Origin of the sequence: Planococcus sp. CAU13 (assembly GCF_000775575.1) — a bacterium.
In the GTDB taxonomy this organism is placed as follows: domain Bacteria; phylum Bacillota; class Bacilli; order Bacillales_A; family Planococcaceae; genus Planococcus.
On record NZ_JRGN01000226.1, the window covers coordinates 1 to 8,092 of the forward strand.

10 protein-coding genes are annotated in these 8,092 nt (G+C 47.0%); 6 read left to right on the forward strand and 4 right to left on the reverse strand.

Translation table 11 applies throughout. The features are described 5' to 3' along the window. Window positions 1-131 precede the first annotated feature (131 nt). Window positions 132-395 (forward strand): hypothetical protein, encoded by a 264-nt coding sequence (locus tag KW93_RS17570; RefSeq protein ID WP_052131566.1) that lies wholly within the window; start codon window positions 132-134, stop codon window positions 393-395. A 109-nt stretch (window positions 396-504) separates the two neighbouring features. Here the strand turns inward: KW93_RS17570 and pepF are convergent, their stop codons facing one another. Then, window positions 505-2,322, reverse strand: a complete 1,818-nt coding sequence (gene pepF / locus KW93_RS10640) for an oligoendopeptidase F (protein WP_033542994.1) — start codon at window positions 2,320-2,322, stop codon at window positions 505-507. A gap of 645 nt (window positions 2,323-2,967) precedes the next feature. Here pepF and KW93_RS10645 point away from each other — a divergent pair. From KW93_RS10645 to KW93_RS10655, 3 genes are all read left to right on the forward strand, one after another. Beyond that, complete coding sequence (locus tag KW93_RS10645) at window positions 2,968-3,447, forward strand: PaaI family thioesterase (RefSeq protein ID WP_033542995.1); 480 nt, start codon at window positions 2,968-2,970, stop codon at window positions 3,445-3,447. A 22-nt stretch (window positions 3,448-3,469) separates the two neighbouring features. Then, complete coding sequence (locus KW93_RS10650) at window positions 3,470-3,856, forward strand: DnaJ family domain-containing protein (protein ID WP_033542996.1); 387 nt, start codon at window positions 3,470-3,472, stop codon at window positions 3,854-3,856. Window positions 3,857-3,987: 131 nt separating this feature from the next. Next, a complete protein-coding gene (locus KW93_RS10655; RefSeq protein WP_033542997.1) occupies window positions 3,988-4,197 on the forward strand; it encodes a hypothetical protein in 210 nt (69 codons plus the stop codon). Between the two features lie 29 nt (window positions 4,198-4,226). Here the strand turns inward: KW93_RS10655 and KW93_RS10660 are convergent, their stop codons facing one another. Beyond that, on the reverse strand, window positions 4,227-4,523 hold the full coding sequence (locus KW93_RS10660; RefSeq protein ID WP_033542998.1) for a hypothetical protein: 297 nt from the start codon (window positions 4,521-4,523) through the stop codon (window positions 4,227-4,229). 129 nt (window positions 4,524-4,652) lie between these two features. Here KW93_RS10660 and KW93_RS10665 point away from each other — a divergent pair, with 129 nt between their 5' ends. Beyond that, window positions 4,653-5,330, forward strand: coding sequence for a hypothetical protein (locus KW93_RS10665; RefSeq protein ID WP_033542999.1), 678 nt, complete (start codon window positions 4,653-4,655; stop codon window positions 5,328-5,330). A 64-nt stretch (window positions 5,331-5,394) separates the two neighbouring features. Here the strand turns inward: KW93_RS10665 and KW93_RS10670 are convergent, their stop codons facing one another. After that, complete coding sequence (locus KW93_RS10670; RefSeq protein ID WP_033543000.1) at window positions 5,395-6,642, reverse strand: erythromycin esterase family protein; 1,248 nt, start codon at window positions 6,640-6,642, stop codon at window positions 5,395-5,397. A 73-nt stretch (window positions 6,643-6,715) separates the two neighbouring features. Then, a complete protein-coding gene (locus tag KW93_RS10675; RefSeq protein ID WP_033543001.1) occupies window positions 6,716-6,985 on the reverse strand; it encodes a GNAT family N-acetyltransferase in 270 nt (89 codons plus the stop codon). A gap of 116 nt (window positions 6,986-7,101) precedes the next feature. Here KW93_RS10675 and KW93_RS10680 point away from each other — a divergent pair, with 116 nt between their 5' ends. Then, window positions 7,102-8,028: a catalase family peroxidase gene (locus tag KW93_RS10680; RefSeq protein ID WP_033543002.1), complete on the forward strand. Its 927-nt coding sequence runs from the start codon at window positions 7,102-7,104 to the stop codon at window positions 8,026-8,028. Window positions 8,029-8,092 lie beyond the last annotated feature (64 nt).

Below are 8,092 nucleotides of genomic sequence, written 5' to 3' on the forward strand. Positions count from 1 at the left end.
CTTATGCCTTTCAGAGCTGAACGGCCATTGTCGCTTTTCTGATTGCCACGAAACGTTCACCTTCATCTCCTTTGTCATTTCTTGAATCATGTATAATGAAATGAAACTTGAAGATAAAGGTGGTAAACAAGATGGATTTTCTATACTTTCCGGACGATAAATCAGAATACATTCCGGGCATCATCTCCGTAATTGTTATCTTCATTCTATCAATGCTGATTATCTGGCTGTTGATCAGAGCTTCGAAGAAACAAGTTGAGCAGTTGGAAAAACAGGGATATTCTGTAAATTACGAAATGAAAAACAGCGATGATTCGCTGCCTATAGATGATAAGCCGGTAAAAGATGCAGAGAAGCGCACTTCTGACAGCGAGCGTGGCGACAAAGGGTCCTGAAGAAATTCAGGTCTTCTTTTTTTTGGCCTGAAAGAATGGAAGAAAGAGCACAAATAAAAAGCGTGATGCATCGAAATATGCATCACACTTTTCATTTGTTATCGGAAAATCAAATCACTGATTCTTCAATTTCCTCTGTCAACTTCTCCATCTCGTCAATCAGTTCACCGATATAAGCGATGGTATCGCGCAGCGGCTGATCGGTCGTGATGTCGATGCCCGCCATTTTAGACAGTTCGACAGGAGATTTCGTGCCGCCTGCTTTCAATACTTCAAGCCATTCGTCGACGGCTGGCTGGCCTTCTTCAAGAATGCGTTTCGACACTTGAGTGGAAATGGTCAGTCCTGCACTGTAAGTGTACGGATACAAGCCCATGTAATAATGAGGCTGGCGCATCCATGTCAGCTCAGCGCCGTCATTGATTTCCACTGTATCGCCCCAGAATTCTTCGAGGACGCCGCGTTTCAGGTTATTCAGGATGCCAGCGTTGACGCTTTGCCCCGAATCGATGCGCTCATACACTTTGCGCTGATAAGCCGCTTCCAGCAGATGCGTGACAAAATTATGGTAATACGTGCGGGCAACAATCGATGAAATGACCCAGCGCTTGAATTTCGGATCTTTCGAATTTGCAAGCAGGTGATTGGCCACCAGCATTTCGTTCATTGTCGAAGGCGCTTCGATAAAGTACAGCGAAGGACGCGCATTGAAAATATTCTGTGCCCGGTTTGCATTGTAGAAATGGCCTGCGTGCCCAAGTTCGTGGGCCAGGACGAACACTTCGTTCATGCGGCCGGTCCAGGAAATCAAAATATACGGGTGGTTGCCGTAAGGGCTTGAACAGAACGCTCCAGTCGATTTGCCTTTATTCTGCGCAAAGTCGATCCAGCGTTCCGAGTAGGAGCGTTCAATCATTTCAAGGTAATCCTCACCCATGATGCCGAGTGCGTCGTTGATGTATTTCTTCGATTCTTCGACAGTAATTTCAGGCTCATAAGTCGGATCGAGCGAAATCTTCAAATCAGCGAATGTCATTTTGTCCAGACCATGTGCTTTTTGCAGAAGTTTCGCGTATTTGCGCATATGCGGCGCCAGTTCACTTGTAATCAAATCGATTTGACGATTGTACAGGGAACGGTCCACTTCCTGGTTGAACAGCAGGTAATCGAAAATCGAGTCGTAGCCGCGCAGGTCAGAAGTGGTTTTTTCCATCTGCAGCTGCATGTCATAAGTTTTCGCTGTCGTATGCTGGTATTCTTTCAGTTTTGCAGAAAATGCGTCAAAAGCGGCGCGGCGTTTGGCCGTATCCGTTTCCGCTTCCCAGTCGCCTTCAAAAGACACATAGCTCAGCGGATAGCTATTGCCGTCCACTTCGAAATCGTCAAATGACATATCGACCATTTTCGTTGTGTTGTAAAGGCCATAAGGTGCGTTGAATGTTGATGAATAAGCTGCCAGCGTCTTTTCCACTTCCGGATGCAGCTGGTGCTGTTTCTGGCGGATCAATTTCTTGATATATACTTTGAAGTCATCCGATGCTTCCATCGCCTGTTCCAGAACTTCTTCCGGCAGGGCCAGTAATTCACTGGTGACGAATGACAGCTTGCTGTTCACTTTTGCCGCTGCTGAACCGAATTTGCTCGACAGCATCTGTGCCTCGTCATCGGTTTGATCGGTGCTCATTTTCAGGCTTGCATAAGTACCGACGGGAACAAATTTTTCATTGATTTCGGCATAGGCTTTCAATAAGCTGTTTACTGAAGCGACGTCTTCCGTTTTTCCTTTGTATTGCGCTTCGAAAACATCCACTTCTTTTTCAAGGGCTGCAAGGGATTCGTGGAATGCGTCATCTGATGGGAATAAAGAACTTAAATCCCAGGTTTCATCAATATTGACTTCTGAACGTGCAGGCATACTTTTGACCATTTAATTCTCTCCTTTATTATTACGGTTATCGAACTATTCCAAGTATAGCGGGCGAGCGGATAAAAGTAAAAAGGATTTATCAAATTACTTAAAAAATTATAAAAATGAGGTTTAAATTTATCTTTGCGTGGTATATAGAAAATACAAGGCGGAACCACCGTAGGGAGAAACGAGTAAACAGATTTTCGTTTACAATCGCCTCCAGACGAGGACATGCACAGCCTTGGCGGAAAATTTGCTTTACTGGCGATTGTTATCTCGTCGGGTACCAAGTTTGTAAGGTTTTTCTGAAGAGAAAGTGCTTCAAACAAAGTTTGGTAAGTTTTTTGTGTAAGTGCAACTGAATATCTGACTGCAGAACATCGGATTCGCTGAGAGGTAGATGCGACTAAAATCTAAAGATGCAGACAGGGCAAGAAGCTGTATTGACGGGATTAGAACATTCGTCAACCTTTATAAGAATGTAGAAGTATGAATGACAAATTTTCCGCGTGCACTAACTCCTCCGAGAGTGGAGGAGCTGCAACAGGGAAAGCACAGCCTGATGAAAAGGGCTGTGCTTTTTCATTTGTATTCTAATCGGATGAAGCTATGGTAAAATAAAGGCAATATGAGGAAAAAAATATCAGGAGAAGAGGGATGAGAATGAGTGAAACAACGATTATGGCCATCCAGGATGAATACGCCGAGGAATTTGCGCATTGTTATGGCTGCGGGCGATTGAACGAAAACGGACATCATTTCCGTACTGTATGGCAAGGGGACAAAACCTATACCGAATACGAACCGTTGGATGCACATACGGCTATTCCCGGATTTGTCTACGGCGGTGTTATCGCATCGCTGGTTGATTGTCACGGCACCGGCTCGGCGTCTTTGGCGCTGCACCGCAAAAACGGATTCGAACCAGGCAGCGGCGAAGAGCCTCCGCGTTTCGTCACGGCTTCCCTGCATGTCGATTACCTGAAGCCGACTCCGCAGGGCGTTGCGCTGAAAGCTGTCGGTGAAGTGGAAGAAATTCATCCGAAGAAATTCAAGGTGAATGTCGAAGTTACCGCAGACGGCGTGTTATGTGCAACGGGCACAGTGGTGGCTGTTGTCATGCCGTCGTCATTTGGGAAATAGAATTCCAAAGGGGCTGGAAAAAATGCCGGAGGAGAAGCAGGAAATACGCAATGATCTGATTGGAGACATATTGAGGGAATATGAAAAGACCGGTGGAATGGACAATTTACCGGGAGCCGGTAAACCGCTGCCAGCTGAATATTTTTCAGGAGACCTGTTTCAGCATTTTCAAAAAATCGCGAACGAAGCCGGTTATAAGCCGCATTGGCTGAAGCTGCAGCATGAAATTCGGGATCAGATCCGGGAAACGCTGAAGAAAATGGCAGCTGGCAAGAAAAAAGATTTGCCTCTCCGGATTTCCCTTATCAACCAAAAGATTTATGAATTCAATAAATCCTGTCCGGCGCCGCTGCAAAAAGGTTCGGTGACGCTTGAAAACATCGAACGGATGGTCAGCCGCTTGGAATAGGAACATTAAATTAGCCTCAGGCCGGATTCCGTTCAAGCGGCGTCCGGTTATTGGTTTAACGGCTATGTATTTAGGGAATTTTTCACATGAGACATTTTTAATGGGAAATGAAAAGGGAGAGGTGAGTAAGAATGGAAAAGAACGAAGAAAAGACAGAACTGGATACTGCGTCTGAAACAGCGGCAACACCGGAAATTATTGAGCCGGAAGCCGAAGAAGAAAAAAATGAAACCAGCCGCTTCAGCGAAATATACAGCAACGTCGCTTCCAACCGCTATGAAAACCTTCGGACAAGTCATATAGAAAATAAGGCGAAGGAATTGCGGAAAAAAAGAAAATAAAGAAAAACGACGGATGCTGCCGCTTTTCTTTATTTTCTATCCAACTTCTGCATTTCTTCAGAAACGACAAAAGCCAAATCGTCATTTCCGAACATCTGAAGGATATCCAGGAGCATATCGCCGCTGATGTCCCTTTCAGACGGATCAGCTTCTTCCAATGCCTTGCCTAAAGCTTCATTGGCCGACTGGCCCGGATAGGCACGCTGGTAAAGCGCAAGCGGATCCAGTTCGTTGCTGAGCGACCAGTTGACAAAAAGCTGAACCATCGTGGCTTCATCCTGCTGATATTTTTTGATGATGTATTCTTCGCGGTTTTCATATTCCATACTTATCAGCTCCTTAAAGGTGAACATATATATAAACATACCAAAGAACCGCGATGAATGCTCAGTCATCCGTCCTGATTATGCTTCAGAATTTTTTGCACGGCCCATGATTGTATCGGAGGGGAAAAAATGAAATTACTTCAAGTCAGAAAAGGGCAATTTGTATACTATAACAATGAATTGCATAAAGTCTATTCGGTCAAACCGCTGGCGAAAAAATCAGTGCTCATGTTCCGGATAAAGGACATGGAACAATTCGACGCCAGAGCGGAGGAAATCACTTTCTACAAACCGCAGCACCTCGATTCTTTCCTGTTTTTCGGAAGCCGCTATACGCTGCGGGAAGGTTTGGCGCCTGAAGAAGGGGGCTATATCCTGATTCACAAGCCTGATCCTGATTACATGGATTATTATTCCCTCAACGAATTCGAAAAAGTCGAATCGGTGGAAGGCAAAAACGTGGTGACAACAAGGCAAAATACTGTGAAGTTCAGGGAATTCCTGGTCATGGAACCGGGTGAGGCAGAAGGAAGCCGGGATATCGCTTATTACGACAAATCGAAAGTCGATGACAGCCAGCTGGAAGCGGACAAGGAATTGATCGGAAAAATCCGTGAACGTGACGCCATCCGCCCGTCCATCGGCGACGTTTATCTGAACCTGGATGACGGTACCAATGCAATGGTTGTGGCGATTTCACGCGAACACGTCACACTTGGCAACGGATATCGGCTGACTTTCCAGGAACTGTACAGAGCCGACAACTGGAACTTCCTGTATAACGTCGTTGACGGCGAATTCCGTTGAATTTTTGAAAAATGAAATGAAAGCCAGCGAAGGAGCAAATCTTCCTTCGCTGGCTTTTTGCATCTTATAAAGATCTCAGCGCTGTTGTTCGGTCAAAAAACAGGAAAGCGTCATAGCGCCGGGATATCATCGAAGGCACATAATTGCCATAGGCTTCCCGTTCGGGATGGTATACGACGCCGACAGCCCGGTGTGGGATCCAGCGGTCAAACAAACGGTTATTGCCGCCATCGAAAATCAGCAGTTTATCATGGGCGCCGGTGCGGTGCAGCAATTCTTCCCATGAATTCTTTTTGCCCGGCGGAAGCACCATTTCTTCAAACGGAGCTTCCCACGCTTCCGCTGCGATCACCGTTCCTTCGTAGGAACCGAATCCGATTGCATAAACGTCTTCCGGCGGATTCTGCTCCCGCAGCAATTGCCCGACATTGACCATGTTGTCGTCTTTCATGTCCGTTGCACGCGCATCACCAATATGCGTATTATGCTCCCACACGATGATGCGGGCATCGGGGCCATGATACTTCCGCAGCTCATTGATCGTTTCCACCATATGCCCGTCGCGGATGTTCCAGGAATCCGCGCCGCTCCGTATCATCGCCCGGTAGTATTCTTCCGCATTTTTTGCGACCAGTGAATTGATTTGGAGATTAAGATACGCTTCTTCTTCATTCGAGTAATGCTCTGAATGGCTGCGGATGGATGCCAGCAGCCGGGTGACTTCATCGACGCAGGACGCTGAAAAAGTGGCGTAGGATATCGCGTATTTTTCGGGCTCCCGGTTGCTTGGATCAAAGCATGAAAAAGCCTGTTTCGCGAGTTCAACATCTCCTCCTGCCGGATCCACTTCCGACAGATAGCGGATGACTTCTTCCATGGACTCCCATAAACTGTAGACATCAATTCCGTAAAATCCGGTATTTTTATTTTCCGCAGCATTAAAATCTTTCAGCCAATCAATAAAATCGGCGATTTCCTCGTTGGCCCACATCCAGGTCGGCCAGCGGGTAAACGATTGCGCCAATAAATTGCGGGCTGTTTCATCGCCATCCGAGAAATTATTGATATAGCGATGCACCTGGTAAGCGGATGGCCAGTCGCCTTCCACGGCAATCACCGAAAATCCTTTTTCCCGGATCAGCCGTTTTGAGAGTTCGGCACGCCATTCGTAAAACTCTGACGTACCGTGAGTGGCTTCGCCCAGCAGGACAATTTTGGCGTCGCCGACAGCATCCACCAACGGATCCAAATCCGCGGTATTTTTTACTGGCCGGGAATATTTTCGGATCGCTTCTTCGAGAGTCATTTCCATGCAGGCACTTCCTTTCAAGGGATGCTGAAAAGTGAAAAAAGGCATACCCGCTTTCGCGGATATGCTTTGCGGCTCAATTATTCAAAACGTCCTGGTATTCCGGGGTCTTTTCAATCACGCCGCGCGCAAAAGAGCACTGGGCATCAATCGTTTTTCCTTCATTCCGGGCATACTGCACGATTTCACCGACCAGCTGCTTGCCGACGCCCTGGCCGGACAATTCCGGTGACACTTCCGTATGCGTGACAGTCAAAACGTCGCCATTCGGCATATATTCGATAGCAGCCAATTCTTCTGAATCTCTTTCCACATAGAACTTATTGTTGCCTTGTTTGATATCCATTGTGTTGCCTCCTTTTTTATTCTATACCGTTGTATTCCCGTTATTTTTGAAAGTATTCAATAGCGGGTATAGAAAGACAGGGTTATCGAAGTATAAAAATAGGATGGGGTGAAGGCATGGCACAGGACAAACTGGCAGAAGCTGCAGTCAATAAAATCGAAAAGATTTTCGGGGAACATCCCGAATACAGGCGGGCGCATTCAAGGGGGACGGGCTACGAAGCGGAATTCACGGCCAGCGGGGAAGGAAAAAACTGGACGGTTGCCCCGCATTTAAGGGAAGGGACGACGAAGACGGTTGTGCGTTTTTCCCATAGTTCCCCTGATCCGTTCTGGACGGATAATCTGTCCCCCGTCAAAGGGATGGCAGTGCAATTCGAACTGCCGGACGGTCAGGTGATGAACAGTGTGGGTGTCACGTCACCGATATTCTTTGCGCGGACACCGGAAGTTTTCACTGAAATGCTGGAAATTGCGAAATCATTTAAAAAAGGACGGCCGCAGCTGCGGGATCTCATCAAATTATTCGTCAAATTTCCCGAAAGCCGGTCAGCCATCCGCATCATCCGCAAAATGCAAAGTCCCGCAAGTTTTGCTACGGGTCTTTATCATTCCATCCACGCCTTTTATCTGGTTAACGGCACAGGCAAACGGGTGCCGGTGAAATTTCAATGGGTACCGGAAGCCGGTGTGGAATCGCTGAATCCGGCACAGGCCGCTTCGGTGCATAAAGGCGATTTTGAAAAAGAGCTGGAAGAGCGGGTGGCAAAAGGCGGAGCGAATTTTCGCCTGGTTGCGGTCATAGGTGAAGAGGGAGACCCGGTTGATGATGCCACAAAAGATTGGCCGGCCGACAGGAAGAAAGTGGATATCGGAAGATTAAAGCTGATTGGACCAACTGAACGAGCCGAAGAGCTCCTTTTCGATCCGACGGTTCTGGCAGAAGGAGTCGAATGCACGGAAGATCCGATTTTGCATTTCCGAAATCCGGCATACGCCATTTCGTATAAGCGCAGATCTGCTGAAAAACAGGAAAAACGCTGAAGCCTGATATTGGCTCCAGCGTTTTTAATGAAATCTGATGGAAAAGCGGCTTGCCGATCATAAA

Coding starts and splice junctions, on each gene's coding strand:
- KW93_RS10655 (WP_033542997.1), top strand. CDS start 3,988: ATGGAAAAGAACGAAGAAAAGACAGAACTGGATACTGCGTCTGAAACA.
- KW93_RS10650 (WP_033542996.1), top strand. CDS start 3,470: ATGCCGGAGGAGAAGCAGGAAATACGCAATGATCTGATTGGAGACATA.
- KW93_RS17570 (WP_052131566.1), top strand. CDS start 132: ATGGATTTTCTATACTTTCCGGACGATAAATCAGAATACATTCCGGGC.
- pepF (WP_033542994.1), bottom strand. CDS start 2,322: ATGGTCAAAAGTATGCCTGCACGTTCAGAAGTCAATATTGATGAAACC.
- KW93_RS10675 (WP_033543001.1), bottom strand. CDS start 6,985: ATGGATATCAAACAAGGCAACAATAAGTTCTATGTGGAAAGAGATTCA.
- KW93_RS10680 (WP_033543002.1), top strand. CDS start 7,102: ATGGCACAGGACAAACTGGCAGAAGCTGCAGTCAATAAAATCGAAAAG.
- KW93_RS10660 (WP_033542998.1), bottom strand. CDS start 4,523: ATGGAATATGAAAACCGCGAAGAATACATCATCAAAAAATATCAGCAG.
- KW93_RS10665 (WP_033542999.1), top strand. CDS start 4,653: ATGAAATTACTTCAAGTCAGAAAAGGGCAATTTGTATACTATAACAAT.
- KW93_RS10645 (WP_033542995.1), top strand. CDS start 2,968: ATGAGTGAAACAACGATTATGGCCATCCAGGATGAATACGCCGAGGAA.
- KW93_RS10670 (WP_033543000.1), bottom strand. CDS start 6,642: ATGGAAATGACTCTCGAAGAAGCGATCCGAAAATATTCCCGGCCAGTA.